Raw genomic sequence first — 15,437 nt, 5'->3', positions numbered from 1 at the left:
TCGGACGGATTGATCCGGCCGAAACCAACCGCCATCGGGAGCTATTCCTCGAAGCGGCCGGTACCCTCGCGATCGCGTGCGTATCGCTTCTCGAGCGGAAAAGGCGGCAGCCACGATTCGCGACGGATGGTCCATAGCTCGTAAGTGGGCTTTAGCTGGTCGGGAGCATCCAGGGAGCCCAGACTTATCTCGATTTCATCCACGGTGCGCGAAAAAACGGACGAGCCGCAGCGGGGACAGAAGAAGCGCCCTGCATAATCCCGGGCCTCACCGTCGATCTTGACCGCCTGCTCGGGGAATATCGCAGAGGCATGGAAAAGCGCGCCATGATGCTTGCGGCAGTCGAGACAATGGCAAAGGCCGACCCGGTACGGCCGACCCGATGCCACAAATCGGACCTCGCCGCATAGGCAACCGCCCTTGTATTGATCCATGCTACCCTCCTCAAAAGTCAAGCGATGAAGCGTCTGCATCGACCGCTGCGCAATTGATCGCTGTGAGCAATGGCGCTCCCGCACATCACAACTCTGAGCCGATGCACCTATATGCCTAATCCTCTTTGAACGCCCGCCTGATCTGGTCGGTCATCGGCTTTGTCAGATAGGCAAGGACGCTTCGTTGGCCCGTTTGCAGAAAGGCCTCCACAGGCATGCCGGGCAGCGGCGTAAGCTGCCCCAGCCGATCCCATTCCGGCTTCGCCACCTTTGCTCGCACGACATAATAGCTTTGGCCTGAACGCTGATCCGTCGCCAGATCGGCGGAAATGGTATCGACCTGCCCGTTCAATTCCGGCGTGATCCGCTGATTGAAAGCAGGAAAACGCAGGGATACCGCCTGCCCTACCGTAATCTGATCAATATCCTGGGGCGCGAGTTTCAGTTCTGCGACCAGCGCGTCCTTGTCCGGAACGATCTGCAGGATCGCCTCTGCCGGCGAAATGACGGCCCCTTCGGCATGGATGCTTAGCTGGTCGACGATCCCCGCCTGCGGCGCCTTGATGTCGATCCGCTTCAGATCGTCCTCGGCGGCGATAAGGCGCTCGGCGAACTGGCCGCTATCGCTTTCCGCCTGGCGCAATTGCTCGGATACTTCCGAACTGCGGTCGGCATCGATCTGCAGGATCTGCAGCTCGGTTTCCGCAATCTTGCCTTTGGTCTGGGCGACGGACGAGACGAGGTTTCCGAGATCGCCGTTCAGCGAAGCGCTTTCCCGCTGCAATGAGTAGACCTTCGTCGCCGAAATGATGCCCTGATCGAGCAGGCCTTCGAGGCTTCCGAGCTCCTTGGCGATGAGCGCGATTTCCCGCCGCTTGCCCTCTTCCTGGGCGACGAGACCGTCAATCTCCTGCCTGAGCTGCTGAATGCGCTCGTGAAGCTGCGATTTCTGCCCGTCGCGCGATATCTGACGATCGCGAAAGAGCCGACGCTCGCCTGCCAGGATAGCTGCCACATCAGCATCTTCGGCAAACGAGAGCAGATCGGCCGGAAAGTCGATATCCTGCCGGCCGTCGCGCTCTGCTGCCAGACGCGCCGTGCGGGCAGAAAGTTCGTTAAGCCGTTTGCGGATGATCGAGAGGTTGGCTCTGGTCTGGGTGTCGTCCAGCCGGACGAGCACCTGGCCGGCGGCGACATGATCGCCGTTCTTCACCAGGATCGCACGGGCGATCCCACCCTTCAAATGCTTTACTGGCTTTACATAGCTGTCGACGACAAGCGTGCCGGAGGTGACGACCGCGCCGGAAATCTTCGTTGCGGCGGCAAGGCCGCCCATGACGCCGAACAACAGCAGAATGGCGGCTATCACCAACAGCGACAGGCGGCGGATCATTCGTTCGTTCGATGACGAGGCCTTGCCGATCATCCGTGCGTCTCCCCGCCGGCGATGGCCAGATGCGTCGTTCCGAGCTGCTTGGGCGACGGACCGAGGATGTCCTTCTTTGGCCCGAATGCCTGGACCTGGCCGCCGGCAACGATCATGACCCTATCGGCGGCGGCAAGAGCGCTTGGCCGGTGGGCAATGACGATCGCAATGCCGCCCCTCTCCTTGACGCCTGCGAGGGCCGCCGTCAGTGCCGCTTCGCCTTCCGCATCCAGATTGGAATTCGGCTCGTCGAGAAGCACCAGAAAGGGATCGCCGTAAAGCGCCCTCGCCAGGGCGATACGCTGCCTTTGCCCGGCTGAAAGGCGCGATCCGCCTTCGCCGATCTTGGTATCGAAGCCATCCGGGAGTTTGACGATCATGTCGTAGACACCCGCCGCTTTCGCCGCCGCAATGATCGATTCGGTTCGCATGTCCTCAGCAAAACGCGAAATATTCTCGGCGATTGTGCCGTCGAAGAGGTCTACATCCTGCGGCAGATAGCCGATATGCTGCCCAAGTTCATCGGTATCCCATTGCGAAAGAGCGGCACGGTCGAGCCGCACGGAGCCGATTGCAACCGGCCACAAGCCGGCAATTGCACGTGCCAGCGAAGACTTGCCCGATGCGCTCGGGCCGATGACGCCGAGTATGGTTCCCGCCGATATCTTGAACGAGACATTGCGCAGGATAAGATCGCGGCTGCCGGGCGACGTCACGGTGATATTCTCGACGCTGAGCTCCCGCGACGGTGCGGGCAAGGCGAAAGCCTGCTTCTCGGGCGGCGCGGCGTCGAGGAGTGCGGCAAGCCGCGTCCAACCCTGGCGTGCAGCCACAAAACCCTTCCATTGGCCGATCGCAAGCTCGACGGGCGCCAGCGCCCGCGTCACCAGGATCGAGCTTGCAATGATGATACCTCCCGTCGCTTCCTGGCGAATGACGAGGATCGCGCCGACGGCAAGGACGCCGGATTGCAGCATCATGCGTGCAATCTTGGCGGCGATGGTCAGCGCGCCGACACGGGTGCTCGCTATCGCCTGGTGACTGAGATAATCCTCATTCATGACAGCCCATTTATCGGTGAGGCGGCCGGAAAACCCCATAGCAATAGCAGCCTCCCAGTTCCGCCGCGCAGCCTGAGCAAAGCCGAGGCGTGCTGCCGAAGACCTGGCCGCCTCCAGCGCCGGTCGACGCGACAGCATTTCGGCAGCCACGGTAATGCCGACGAGCAGCAAGGCGCCGCAAAGAGCCGTAAAGCCGATCCAGAAGTGGAACAGAAAGCAAAGGATCAGATAGAACGGCACCCATGGCAAATCGAAAAGCGCCGTCGAACCGGTACCGGAAAGGAAGGAGCGGATCTGCTCGAGATCACGCACCGATTGCAGCCCATCGTCCGACGTCTGTTTTTTGCTCGGCAGGAACAGAAGCGCGCCGAAGACCTTCCTGTTTAGACGCTCATCGAGCGACATGCCGATGTGCACAAGCAGCATGGAGCGCAGGAATTCGATTACGCCCTGAAACAGATAGAGGGTCACGACGATGATGACGAGACCGGACAGCGTCGGCAGGCTATGGCTCGGAATGACCCGATCATAGACCTGCAGCATGAAGAAGGAGCCGGTCAGCGCCAGCACATTGATGGCAGCGCTCGCCAGAGCGATGCCGATGAAGGCCTTGCGAAGCGCCGACAACATCAATGCGACGAATGTCTGCGGCGGGTCTTTCGGGACGGCAAGCACCTTGCGTCGATCCTCAACATTGGCCGTCGCGTACGGCAGGGATTTACATGACGCCCAAAGCACCGCCTCCCGCTCGGCGCATGGACCTGCAAAGCGATCGCCTATGGCTTTGCCACCATTCCCGCTTCAAGCATAACCTTCGACGATCCCTTGCAATTTAGGAAGTCGAAATCTATCCAGAATGCAGTTTCGGTGAACCCAACCTTATCGCGGAACGCCTTGTCCACTTGCGGGACAATTGCGCCATGAAATGGGGCAGCAGCTTGTTCCGGCAAGATGCCTGACCTATCATATTAGGATGAGCAAGCGGCATCTTGCCACCTGCCTCCCGCATTCAGTCGAATTTCTCCGTCGTGTCCGCCTTGCCCTTGACCCAATAGCCGGACGCCTTGATCCAGCTCAGCGGATAGCCGCGGTCTTCGACGAGGTAGGAGCGCAAGGCGCGCGTGACGGAGGCTTCGGCGGCGATCCAGACGAACGTGCCGGGCACCACATCGATCGACTGCAATATCTTCAGAAGCGAGGACGGATCCGCCGCTTCCGAAAGAGGCCGATATGCCCAGCGCATATCCAGCTGCGCATCGGTTTGAAATGCCTGATGTTCATGAGCATCGGCAACCGCGGCGATCGCCGTTATATGTGCCCCCGCACGTGCCTCCTCAATCCGGCGGCCGATGGCCGGCAGCGCCGTCTCGTCGCCGATGAGCAGCCAGTTCTCGATATCTGCGGACACGACGGCCGAGCCGCGGGGACCGCCGATCTCCAGCCTGTCGCCGACGCGAGCGTCGAGCGCCCATTGCGTGGCAGGGCCTGCCTCATGGACGGCAAAATCGAGGACGAGTGTCCGCGCGTCGGTGTCGTATTGGCGAGGCGTATAGTCACGCCGCTCCATCTCCTCGCCGGCGCCCGGCACCATCACCTTGATGTGGTCGTCGGGCGCAAGGCTTACAAAATCGGCGAGATCTTCGCCGGCCAGCCGAATGCGCAGCATGCCGGGCGTGATCCTGTCGATGGCCGTTACAGTCAGAGTGCGCCGCTTCAGTTCATGGCGCACGCGCTCGATCTTCGGAGTGGAGATGGCCGGGTTGGAACTATGGGGGGTATCCATGGGTGTCCTTTCGAGGCACTTTGATCTCGATCCGCAGGACACAGTCGCGCAGACCGAAGCCGCAGAGCCGTTCGATCATACGCGTTGAGTGACGTTAACGCTTACGTGGCTGGACGATATCAAGCCAGTCTGCGTCACCTATAGAAGAAGAATTCTTACACCGCAACAAAAAGATGATTTTTATAGACAAGTTTTGTGAGCCATAGAAAATCGGACACCATCGCAGGCCTCTGCGGAGCAGATCGGCACGGCTGCTTCGAACCGTGCCGACCCGATTGATTACTGCAGTGCCTTTTCCATCAAACGCGCCAGCCGCTCGGCAAAAGCACGCGGATCGGCAGGCTTGTCGCCGTCCAGAACACGAGCCTGATCGAGCAGCAGGAAGGCCGCATCGTCACGCAGGGACGGCGCATCCGCCTTGGCGGCAATCGCCTTGACGACCGGGTGATCCATATTGATCTCAAGGATCGGCTTGGCGCCGGACTGCAGGCGGCCGGCGCCCTGCAGGATCTTCTCCAGCTGGCGGTCATAACCCTGCTCGGAGGCCACGAGGCAAACGGCGCTTTCGATCAGACGATCGGATGCACGGACATCGGAGACCTCATCGGCCAGCTTCTGCTTGGCATAATCGAGAAAGGCCTGGACTTCGGCGGGCGCGCTTTCGCTTTCCGGCTTGTCTTCGTCCTGCTTCTTGAACTGGGCGAGATCAGCAGAGCCTTGCGTGATCGACTTGAAGCTCTTGCCCTCAAATTCCGGAGCATTGGTCACCCAGAAGCTGTCGACGGAATCGGTCAGCAACAGGACTTCGATGCCGCGGGCACGGAAGCCTTCAAGCTGCGGCGACGCCTTCAGCTGCTCCAGGCTGCCGCCGACGAGATAGTAGATCGACTGCTGGCCCTCCTTGGCATCCTTGATGTAGTCGGCAAGCGAACGATAGCCATCTCCCGAGGTAGTCGTGCGGAAGCGCGAGAGCGCCAGAAGCTGCGAGCGGCGCTCGAAGTCCTCGTAGAGGCCTTCCTTGATGAGGCTGCCGAAATTCTCCCAGATCTTCAGGAAGGCGTCGTGATCGCTCTCCGCCTGCTTCTCGATCGCCGTGATGATACGATTGGTCACGCCCTTGCGGATCGCCGTCAGGATCGGGCTTTCCTGGATCATCTCGCGCGAGACGTTGAGCGGCAGGTCCGACGTATCGACGAGGCCGCGCACGAAGCGGAGATAACGCGGCAGCAATTCGGCTTCATCGGTGATGAAGACGCGCTTCACATAGAGCTTCATGCGGCCCTTGCGGTCCGGATCGAAAAGATCGAAGGGCTGCGAGCCCGGCACGAAGGCAAGCGCCGAATATTCATGGCGACCCTCGGCGCGGAAATGCACCGTCAGCGCCGGCTCGTCATACTGGCCGGAAACGCCGCGATAGAAATCGGTGTACTCTTCAGACGTGATGTCGTTCTTCGATTTCGTCCAGAGCGCGGTGCCGTCGGTCAGCTGCGTCGCTTCCTCGCCGGGCTTTTCGGCGATCTTGATCGGCACCGGCACATGACCGGACTGTTCCTTGACGATGCGCTCGACGCTCCAGCGCGAGGCGTAGCTCTTGGCATCTTCCATCAGATGCAGCGTAATGCGAGTGCCGCGCGCCGGTGCCTCGCTGACGTCAACAGGCGCAACGCTGTAGCCGCCCTTGCCATCGGAAGACCAGAGCCAGGCATCCTCCGCACCGGCGCGGCGCGAGATGACGTCGACGCGGTCGGCAACCATGAAACAGGAATAGAAGCCGACGCCGAACTGGCCGATGAGCTGCGCACCCTCGCCCTGCTTGTTGGCCTCGATTCGCTCCATGAAGGCGCGCGTGCCCGAGCGGGCAATTGTGCCGAGCGCTTCGATCATCTCGTCGCGGCTCATGCCGATGCCGTTATCTTCCACGATGAGCTTGCTGCCATCGGCATCAAGCGTCAGCAGGATGCGGCTGTCGGGATCGTTGGCAAGCAAGCCGGGATGGGCAATCGCTTCGTAGCGCAGCTTCTCGCAGGCATCGGCCGCGTTCGAGATCAGCTCGCGCAGGAAGACATCCTTGTCCGAATAAACCGAGTGAACCATCATGTGCAGAAGGCGGGCAACGTCGGCCTCAAAAACGTGGCTCTCGGCGGTATTTTCTGCGGTGGTGGTCGTCATAAGCGTCTAGTCTCCTGGGAATAAAAAAAGTCGCGCCGCACAGGTGGCGGAAGACAAGCGAAATTTCAAGCGGGCGTTGTCCCATAGAGCTCAAAACGAGCGAATGGGCCCGCTTCGCGTGCGGAAGCGTTCACGCGACGCTTCTGTCACGAGTTTATCACGCAGGATTGACAGCAGTGCGGCCCCACTGCGGCATGGTGCCGCAGTGACTGCCATAAATTTGGCAGAGGCGAGACCAAGATCGAAAGGGTTCGCATCGATCGGCGCTCCAAGCCATTCAAGCGGGAGCCGATCCGACATGCTCTCAACGCAAAGGAGATCATCGTGCTAACCCTCCGCAATGCATTTCTCATCAGCGCCGGCCTTATCACAGCCACAGGATTGGCGAGCCAGGCCGTCGCTCAGCAGAAGATTGAGCAATCCGCCAATACGCACCAAATGACAGTTCGCCTGCCGGACGGCTCGCTGGAATTGATCCGCTACAGCGGTGCTCAGCCACCGACGATTACCTTCCGGGACGATCCGGCGTCGATGGCGGGCTTTGCTCCAATCGACGACGTCTCGCCCTTCGCCGACATAGAGCGCATCTCGGCTGCCATGGATCGCGAGGCTGCAGCCCTGATGAATGATCCGCGTCTTTTCGCGCCGTGGCCGGATGGCTCGGATAATCTCATGAAGATCGATCTGTCGAAGCTCCCCGCAGGCGTGAAAGGATATACGGTCATCTCGATGACATCGGGCAAGGGCACCTGCACGCAAACCGTGGAGTATTTCAGCTCCGGCAGCGGCAAGCCTCGGGTCGAGAAAACGAGCTCCGGAAGCTGCGGCCCGGCTCAGAGCCCGGCTCCTCGGCCGGCACATGCCGTCGCACCCCAGCCATCTCCCAACCATCAGCCGTCCAACGTGATCCAGGCTTCGTTTCAGCCCGATGCAAAAACGGTGAGATTGGCAGGTCTGTTCTAGGATACAGACCTTAAGTCAGTAGTATCGATCTCAAAGGCGGGATGCTCGAAAGGGCATCCCGTTTGTATTTGGAGACGCGGGTAGAGATCTTTTTGCATGGCAACCGCCCTCGCGCCCATGCGGATTGCTATCCTGGCAGTGTTGTTATAATAACTTGAGTTTAATTTGAAGGATTATTGCGCAGAAGCAACGCCGGAAGCAGCAAATGACGTTTCAGCCAAGAATGCAGAACAAGATCGGAGGCTTTTCCGTCATCGGCGGTATGCATCGCCGCCACTGGAACGGCATGGTTGCCGATATCTGGAACGTCAATTGCGCCGCACAGGCCGGCGGATATTATGTGGCGCGCGATCCGCGCCTGTTCATCCTTCTAGAACAGCGTGGTGCAGGCAAGACCAATGTCCGCCCCTCGCCTCGCGCGCAGGCCCAGCTGCAGGATTATAATAGCGGCCGCATCTCCTATATCCCCGCCGGCATGGAGCTCTGGGTCGACATGGCAGGCGTCGAGTTCGTGCGCCACCTCGATATTCATTTCGATGCGGGGGTTGTCAGCCAGCGCCTGATGGAAAATATCGATCCGGCACAGCTCGAGCGGCCACAGCTGCATTTCAACGCCCCGCGGGTGATGGCGCTCGCCGAACTTATCGCCGCCGAATGCGAAAACCCCGAACCGCTGCACGATCTCTACGGCGATGGCCTGACGCTTTCGCTTTTGATCGACGTGTTGCGGTTGCGCGGAACCCAGCCCCGCAAGCGCAGCGGCCTGGCCACCTGGCAGCTGCGGCGCGCGGTCGACTATATCGAAGAGCATTGCACCCGGGCCATCCGGCTCGAGGAGTTGGCGGCGCTGACCGGCCTCTCGCAATCGCATTTCAGTCACGCCTTCAAGGCGTCGACGGGCCTGCCGCCGCATCAATGGCAAACGCAGGCCAGGCTCGAACGGGCCAAGCAACTTCTTCTGAGCAGCGAGATGCCGCTGACGACCGTCGCCGTCGAAACCGGCTTTGCCGACCAGGCGCATTTCACCCGCGTCTTCCGCAAGAATGTCGGCACCGCGCCCGCCAGTTGGAAGCGAAGCAGGCTTGCCTGAAAACCACAGTCCGCGAGCAATTGTACGCTTTGCGGAGAATTGCCCAAAAACATTCAATTTCCCCCGTGACAGACAAGCCGCATCGGTAAATATGAGTTAACTACTCATCTTATCGAGGGATCGGCTGACATGGCCGAACGGGCGCAAGAATTCGGGACAATTGACGGAAATGCAGGGATTGAAGCAGGACGTATCGCAAGCGCGGCTCATGGCGACGGGCGTAGCCATTATCGCGCTGCTGGCGGGCTCCAAGGTCATGGCGCAGGAAACGCCGACGGAGCTGCAGCCTTTGGTCATCCAGGGTTCGCAGCAGAAGAGCGAAGACAGCGGCACGGCGCCGGTCAAGGGCTATGTCGCCAGGAAGACCACCGCGGGCTCGAAATCCGACACGCCGATCACCGAAGTACCGCAATCGGTTTCCGTCATCGGCCAGCAGGAAATGCGGGATCGCGGCATCACCAACAAGGTGGATGAGGTTCTGCGCTATACGCCCGGCGTCACCACGCAGCCCTTCGGCAATGACGGCGACACCGACTGGTTCTACATTCGCGGTTTCGACGCGACGCAGAGCGGCGTCTTCATGAATGGCCTGACGCTCTATAGTTACGGCTTCGGTGGCTTCCAGATCGATCCCTATATGCTCGAGCGCGTCGAAGTGCTGAAGGGGCCCTCCTCCGTCCTTTACGGCGGCGCCAATCCGGGCGGCCTCGTCAACATGGTCCGCAAGGAGCCGACCGACACGCCCCAATATTCGACCGAGATCGGCATCAACAATCTCGGCAATGCCTTCGTCGGCTTCGACTTCTCCGACAAGCTGTCGGCCGACGGCGTCTACCGCTATCGCCTGACGGGCAAGATCGCCGGCGGCGACACCTATAGCGATGGTACCCACGACCTGCGCGGCTTCATCATGCCGCAGGTCACCATCTCACCCGATGAGTCCACCAAGCTGACCGTCTTCGGCATACTGAGCGGCCTGGATGAAATCCATAGCGGCAACGGCTTCTTTCCTTACGTCGGCACGGTGGTCGATGCGCCCTTCGGCAAGATCAAGCGCGATGCCTTCTATGGCGAGCGCAGCATCGACAATCTCAAATATGCCCAGCAGATGCTCGGCTACGAATTCTCGCATGATTTCGACGGCGGCTGGACCGTGTCGCAGAACGCGCGCTACGGTCACCTTTATAAGCGCGAGGAAGGCCCCTATCTGAACGGCTATGTCGACGGCAATCCGCTCAGCCCCGGTTATGACGATCCCAACTACATGCTGAACCGCATCGGCTTCTTCGAGCGCTCCAAGGTCGATACGTTCTCCGTCGACACGCGCGCGGAAAACAAGTTCGACACCGGCCCGATCAGCCATGATTTCCTGATCGGCACAGACTATTCGATCTACCGCCTCGACCAGATCCAGGCGTGCTGCGGCTCCAATCCGATCAGCGCCACCAACCCGATTTATGGCACGCCGCAGGGGACCAACTTCGTCTACCTCAATCAGGTCATGACGCAGCAGCAGTTCGGCATCTACACACAGGACCAGATGCGCTTCGGCGATGGCTGGCTGGTGACCCTCAACGGCCGTTACGACTTCGTCGACACCAATTCCGACTCCAAGGTCGGCACGAGCTACAAGTCGAACGCATCAGCGCCAAGCGGCCGCGCGGGCCTCGCCTACGAGTTTTCCAACGGCATCACGCCCTATATCAGCGCCGGCACCTTCTTCAATCCTCTGATCGGCACCAGCATCAGCGGCGGCGGCCTGACGCCGGAAAAGGGCGAGCAGTACGAGGCCGGCATCAAGTATGAGCCCGACTTCATCGACGGCCTGTTCACGGCGTCCATCTTCCAGATCAACCGCAAGAACATGGCGCTGACCGATCCGGTCACCTTCCTGCAGCGCCAGGTCGGCGAGGTCCGCTCGCGCGGTGTCGAATTGGAAGGCAAGGTCAATCTGGGCGAAAACTGGAAGCTGCTCGGCTCCTATTCCTACACGGATCTGACGATCACCAAGGACCTCGACTCCTCCGTCATCGGCAACTCGCCCTATCTGGTGCCGAATTCCACCGCATCCCTGTGGCTCGACTACGCCTTCACAAGCGATGCGCTTGACGGGCTCAGCATTGGCGCCGGCGTGCGCTACCAGGGCAAGTCCTGGGCAGACCAGGCCAATACGCTGCGCGTACCCTCGGCAACGCTCTTCGATGCGGGGATCCGCTACGAGAAGAAGGGCTGGGGTGCGGCGCTCAACGTCTCGAACCTGTTCGACAAGGAATATGTCTCGGGTTGCGCCGGCGAGAATGTCTGCGGCTACGGCGAAGCGAGAACCATCACCTTCAAGCTCAGCAAGAAGTGGTAAGTTGATAATTAAAGTATACTTTCATTCTCGATCATGGCAAGGAACCGGGGATTGCCGCAAGGCAATCCTCGAACTCGTTTCAAACCGAAGGCAACGCTTGCGCATGACGACGCAACGGCAGCAGCGAATTTACCGCGTCGCGAGGATGCTTGCCCAGTCACCGTGCTGCAGCCTGGTCAGCTATTTCCGATGACAGCAGGAAACGCTCATAAACTGTCGCGAAGACAGTTCCTTGCGATGGCAGGCGCAGGCGTGATCGCCGGCCTGACGCCGGCGCGCGCGGCGGCGAGCCCGCGTGTGGCGACGCTCGATTGGGCCATTCTGGAAACCCTGCTGGCGATCGGCGCCAATGTGGTTGCCGGCACTGAACTGCTGCAATTCCGCGACGTTGCCGTGACCCCGACCATTCCCGCGGGCGTTGCCGATCTCGGGCTGCGCGGCACGCCGAACTTCGAAGTCCTTTATGCAGCCCGGCCAAATCTGATCTTCAATTCCAATTTCTATGCCTGGGCCAACGATCGCATGCGGCTGATCGCACCGGTCGAGAGCCACGCCATTTATCAACCCGGAGCCAGCCCCTACCAGCTTTCGGAGCAGGCAACGCTTGCGATCGGCGAGCGGCTCGGGCTTACGACAGGCCGCGCCCTCGTCGATGCGACGCGCGAAAAACTCGAAGCCTATCGCGCCGGTTTCAGCAAGGGCGATCATCGGCCGATCCTGCCGATCAATCTGGGCGACGCCAGACACTTTCGCGTCTTCGGCTCCGATAGCATGTTCGGGGAAGTTCTGACCCGCACCGGCCTGACCAATGCCTGGCCGGATTTGACGAGTTATTCGGCGACCGCACCCGTCGGCATCGAGCGACTTGCCACCATGCCGGACGCCTGGATCGTCCTCATCCCGCCGCATCCGGCCGAAGCTCTGGCGGAACTCCAGCGAAGCGCATTCTGGAATGTGCTTCCGCCGGTACGGCAAGGTCGTGTCCTCATGCTCGGCTCGATCAATCCCTATGGCGCGCTGCCGGCGGCAGAACGCTTCGCCGATCTCCTTGCAGGAGGGCTCGACCGTGCATGGAATGGTTGATCGGCCTGTGATTGCCCAAGGCAAATCTCTGGCACGCAACAGTGCTCTGCTCGGCGCCATCTGTGTCTTTGCCTTCGCGGCGCTCCTCTTCCTGCGGCCGCAGCTTGCTGCCGATGTGCACGAGGCGGCGACCCTCAACCATATCCTGCTCACCGATAGCCTGCTGCCGCGCTCGATGATCGCAGTCATCGCCGGTGCAGCACTCGGCCTTTCCGGTGCTCTGTTGCAAAGGGTGCTGCGCAATCCGATCGCCGACGCCTCGACACTCGGGATCGCCGCCGGGTCGCAGCTGGCGATGACGATCGCTGTCGGGCTCTTTCCCTTGCTGATCGGCCTGCCACGGGAGATCTCTGCCTTTGTCGGCGGGCTTGCTGCGGTCCTGATCGTTCTGGCATTGAGCTGGAGGCATGGTCTCGACCCGGTGACGGTGGCGCTATGCGGCATGATGGTGACGCTGGTTGCAACCGCACTTAGCGTCACCATCATTCTCGCGCGCGGCGAATATGCCATGTCCGTCTTCATCTGGGGCGCGGGCGCGCTGAACCAGCAAAACTGGGACGGCGTCGTCACGCTTGCGCCGCGCCTGGTCGTCGGCTTTACAGTCGCATTGGTACTGGTCCGTCCTCTGACGGTGATGAGCCTGGACGACAGCAGCGCCAAGAACCTCGGCCTTGCATTGCACAGCATGCGCCTCGCCATTCTGGCGCTTGCCGTCTGGCTGGCGGCTTCGGTGACGGCACAGGTCGGCATCATCGGCTTTCTTGGGCTTGCCGCACCTCACATCGCCAGATTCTGCGGCGCGCGGCGCACCCGGCAGCTGCTGATCGCCGCCCCTGTCGCCGGCGCCGGCCTGCTGTTCCTGACGGATTGCCTGGTGCAGCTCCTCTCGCCGGGGTTCACCGACCTTGCCCCGACGGGAGCAGCGACCGCGCTCCTTGGCGGCCCCCTCCTATTGCTGCTTCTGCGGCGCCTGCATTCCGGCAATGCGCTACGCGCCGTTGACGGTCCTCGGGCGCGGCTGACGATTGCAGCACCGGGACGAGCGCTTGCCTTGCTCGCACTCGGCTTCGTTCTTCTGATCCTCATTGTTCTGTCGGTCGGGCGCAGCTTCGATGGCTGGCATGCGGCGCTCGGCAGCCAGTTTCGGGAACTTCTGCCTTTCCGCCTGCCGCGCACCGTCGTTGCGGCAACTGCCGGCGCGATGCTCGCCGCAGCCGGCTTCATCATGCAGCGCCTCACCGCCAATCCGCTCGCAAGCCCCGAGGTCCTGGGAGTGAGCGCCGGCGGCGGGGCGGGCCTGACGATTGCACTCTTTCTCTTTGCATTCCCCTCGCCCGTCGTCACGATCACCGCAATGACGATCGGCGCGCTGATTGCATTCCTCGCCATGATGGCATTCAGCGCGCGCGGCGGCTTCGACCCCGAGCGACTGCTGCTTTCGGGCGTCGCCATTGGCGCCCTCTGCATGGCAATCGTCACTGTCGTTCTCTCACGCGGCGATCTGCGCGCCTATCTCCTGTTGACCTGGCTGTCGGGCTCCACCAATCGGGCCGGCTCCTTCGAAGCCTGGACCGGCGCCATTTCGCTTGTGCTTCTTGTTCCGATCCTGCCGATGCTGAGGCGATGGTTCGATGTGCTGCCGCTCGGCGGCGACGTTTCGCGCTCCGTCGGCCTCTCGGTTGCGGCAAGCCGCCTCACTCTGGCGGTTCTTGCGGCCATCTTGACTGCGATCCCCTCTTTCCTCGTCGGCCCGCTCAGCCTGACTGGGCTGATCGCACCGCATCTTGGGCGTCTCATAGGCTTTCGTAGCACCCTCAAACAGTTGGGCGCGAGCTTGCTGCTTGGCGCCATGCTGCTCGTGCTGGCCGACTGGCTGTCGCGCATTGTGATCTTTCCCTATGAGGTTCCCGTCGGTCTGTTCGCGGCGCTGATTGGCGGGCCCTATCTCATCTGGTTCCTGACCCGCAAGGAGACGAAAAAATGATGCATTCAAGGGATTTCACCGCTTCCGGCGTGGCGACCCACAAGGATGCCGGTCAATTGCTGGATCAGTTCTGCGCGCGTTTTGCCGAACATGTCACCATCACGAGAAGTGAGGCCGGAGCCCGCCTCGATACCGTCATCGGCAGCGCCGACATCGCCGTCAGCAATGATCGTCTCGACATCAAGCTACGTTGCCCGACGGCAGCCATGCTCTTCACGATCCGCAGCATGGTCGCCGAAAACCTGTTCGAACTCTCCACCAGCAACACTCTCGCCCTCGATTGGGCCGACGGCCCGCAACCATCAGCCATACCGAACTTCCGCGAAATCAGGGTCGTCGATGCCTACGATATCACTCCGCACATGCGCCGCGTCGTCGTTGCGACTGATGATGCCAGGCATTTCGTCGAGGGCGGCCTGCATGCGCGCCTGCTCATTCCGCCGAAAGGCCGCGAGCCGGTCTGGCCGCATACGGAGCCGGACGGCCGCATCCATTGGCCGAAGGGCGATGATGCGCTGACCATCCGCGCCTATACGATCCGTAGCATCGATCTTGACCGCGGCGAGATGAATATCGATTTCGTCGTACATGAAGGCGACGATGTGCCGGGAGCGACCTGGGCGTTGACTGCTCGCCCCGGCGATCCTGCCGGCCTGATCGGCCCCGGTGGCGGCGGCGTGCCAGCAGCGCGCAAACTCATTCTTGCTGGCGACGAAACCGCGCTGCCGGCTATCGCCCGCATTGCAGCCTCCGTCCCTGCCGATGCCGAGTTGCGGATCCTTCTTGAGGTCGCCGACAAACAAGAAGAGCAGCCGCTGACATCAAGCGCATCGATGGATGTCACCTGGCTGCATCGCAATGATGCCGCTGCCGGGACGACGGATACGCTTGAACGCATCCTGCGCGACATCGTGCCTGCGGCCGATCCGGAAACCTTTGTCTGGGTCGCCTGCGAACAGAAGCAGGCGCGTGTCGTCCGCGCTTTCGTCAAGAGCGAGATGGCCAGGGATCCCGGCACTTTCAGCATCGCCGCCTATTGGCAGCGTTGATGAGGAAATAGCCAGAACAGGTCGAAATAGCCTAATATT

General features: G+C 61.1%; 11 protein-coding genes. 6 read left to right on the top strand and 5 right to left on the bottom strand.

All coding sequences use genetic code 11. The features are described 5' to 3' along the window. Positions 1 to 41: 41 nt before the first annotated feature. The 5 genes from GDN47_RS10935 to htpG all read right to left on the bottom strand — a co-directional run bounded on the left by GDN47_RS10935 (position 42) and on the right by htpG (position 6,873). Positions 42 to 434 carry a GFA family protein gene (locus tag GDN47_RS10935; protein ID WP_113354372.1) on the bottom strand — a complete coding sequence of 131 codons (393 nt, stop codon included), beginning with the start codon at positions 432 to 434 and terminating at the stop codon, positions 42 to 44. A 115-nt stretch (positions 435 to 549) separates the two neighbouring features. Further along, positions 550 to 1,860 (bottom strand): HlyD family type I secretion periplasmic adaptor subunit, encoded by a 1,311-nt coding sequence (locus tag GDN47_RS10930; protein WP_152093307.1) that lies wholly within the window; start codon positions 1,858 to 1,860, stop codon positions 550 to 552. Further along, entirely contained in the window at positions 1,857 to 3,596 is a 1,740-nt protein-coding gene (locus GDN47_RS10925) for a type I secretion system permease/ATPase (protein WP_152093447.1), read from the bottom strand. The genes GDN47_RS10930 and GDN47_RS10925 overlap by 4 nt, the downstream gene beginning before the upstream one ends. A gap of 334 nt (positions 3,597 to 3,930) precedes the next feature. Continuing rightward, positions 3,931 to 4,704: a siderophore-interacting protein gene (locus tag GDN47_RS10920; protein WP_152093306.1), complete on the bottom strand. Its 774-nt coding sequence runs from the start codon at positions 4,702 to 4,704 to the stop codon at positions 3,931 to 3,933. Between the two features lie 279 nt (positions 4,705 to 4,983). After that, on the bottom strand, positions 4,984 to 6,873 hold the full coding sequence (gene htpG / locus GDN47_RS10915) for a molecular chaperone HtpG (protein WP_113354368.1): 1,890 nt from the start codon (positions 6,871 to 6,873) through the stop codon (positions 4,984 to 4,986). A 324-nt stretch (positions 6,874 to 7,197) separates the two neighbouring features. Here htpG and GDN47_RS10910 point away from each other — a divergent pair, with 324 nt between their 5' ends. The 6 genes from GDN47_RS10910 (at position 7,198) to GDN47_RS10885 (ending at position 15,398) form a co-directional block, all read left to right on the top strand. Next, the gene (locus GDN47_RS10910; RefSeq protein WP_113354366.1) at positions 7,198 to 7,836 is read left to right on the top strand and encodes a hypothetical protein; all 639 of its coding nucleotides are present in this window, start codon (positions 7,198 to 7,200) and stop codon (positions 7,834 to 7,836) included. Positions 7,837 to 8,041: 205 nt separating this feature from the next. Beyond that, the gene (locus GDN47_RS10905) at positions 8,042 to 8,926 is read left to right on the top strand and encodes an AraC family transcriptional regulator (protein WP_152093305.1); all 885 of its coding nucleotides are present in this window, start codon (positions 8,042 to 8,044) and stop codon (positions 8,924 to 8,926) included. 169 nt (positions 8,927 to 9,095) lie between these two features. Further along, positions 9,096 to 11,282 carry a TonB-dependent siderophore receptor gene (locus GDN47_RS10900; protein WP_152093304.1) on the top strand — a complete coding sequence of 729 codons (2,187 nt, stop codon included), beginning with the start codon at positions 9,096 to 9,098 and terminating at the stop codon, positions 11,280 to 11,282. 237 nt (positions 11,283 to 11,519) lie between these two features. Beyond that, a complete protein-coding gene (locus tag GDN47_RS10895; protein ID WP_233789851.1) occupies positions 11,520 to 12,365 on the top strand; it encodes an ABC transporter substrate-binding protein in 846 nt (281 codons plus the stop codon). Then, positions 12,358 to 14,349 (top strand): Fe(3+)-hydroxamate ABC transporter permease FhuB, encoded by a 1,992-nt coding sequence (gene fhuB / locus GDN47_RS10890; protein WP_152093446.1) that lies wholly within the window; start codon positions 12,358 to 12,360, stop codon positions 14,347 to 14,349. Before GDN47_RS10895 ends, fhuB begins: the two co-directional genes overlap by 8 nt. Further along, positions 14,346 to 15,398, top strand: coding sequence for a siderophore-interacting protein (locus tag GDN47_RS10885; protein ID WP_152093302.1), 1,053 nt, complete (start codon positions 14,346 to 14,348; stop codon positions 15,396 to 15,398). The genes fhuB and GDN47_RS10885 overlap by 4 nt, the downstream gene beginning before the upstream one ends. Positions 15,399 to 15,437 lie beyond the last annotated feature (39 nt).

Source organism: Martinezella dioscoreae, from assembly GCF_009176305.1.
GTDB lineage: Bacteria > Pseudomonadota > Alphaproteobacteria > Rhizobiales > Rhizobiaceae > Rhizobium > Rhizobium dioscoreae.
Note: the sequence above shows the minus strand (reverse complement) of the source record. Positions and strands in the feature narration are given on the sequence as shown.